Source organism: Aeromonas sp. Y311-2 (genome assembly GCF_027706025.1).
In the GTDB taxonomy this organism is placed as follows: domain Bacteria; phylum Pseudomonadota; class Gammaproteobacteria; order Enterobacterales; family Aeromonadaceae; genus Aeromonas; species Aeromonas veronii.
Genome location: NZ_JAPDCL010000010.1, coordinates 1 through 568, shown reverse-complemented (window position 1 = coordinate 568; position 568 = coordinate 1). Strand labels below are relative to the sequence as shown.

Sequence of the window (568 nt, the reverse complement as noted above, 5' to 3'; positions counted from 1 at the left end):
ACTGCCTCAACTGCCTCAACTGCCTCAACTGCCTCAACTGCCTCAACTGCCTCAACTGCCTCAACTGCCTCAACTGCCTCAACTCATTATTCGACTTCTTCTATATAGGAGGTAAGCGTTGTTCCTGAACCTAGCGAAATGGTGAATTGTCTGCTCATTTCATTCGAACGTCGTCGGCCAGTTCGATATCTCCCACCAGTGTTGCGCAGGGATCTACATATACCCGCTTGCCCAGTGCGGGCGTTATCCCTTATAGGGTCTCAGTCGCAAGTCCATCTTGGCCTCCTTGTTTTCGGCCATTCTAGCAATCCAGAACCCGTTTCTGTGGATAAGTTTGTATAAAAGCTGTGGTTGGATATGAATAACTAAAAAAGTACCCTTTTTTGCAATTTTATTGCAGATAAGGGGTTGCCAGAAAGAATCTGTTCCCTATAATGCGCCTCCATCGACAGGGCAAGCGGCAACGCAAACAACCTCGTCGGTAACCTCGAAAAGCCTTTGAAAATAAGGCTTGACTCGAGAAGGCGGTTGAGTAGAATTCCACTCCCGCAGCAACACACTGTTGCGT

1 pseudogene is annotated in these 568 nt (G+C 47.9%); it reads right to left on the bottom strand.

What is annotated here, in order from left to right:
• Positions 1-169: 169 nt before the first annotated feature.
• Positions 170-276 (bottom strand): annotated as a pseudogene (locus OKC42_RS10950) (gamma carbonic anhydrase family protein); the annotation flags it as partial.
• Positions 277-568: the final 292 nt, after the last annotated feature.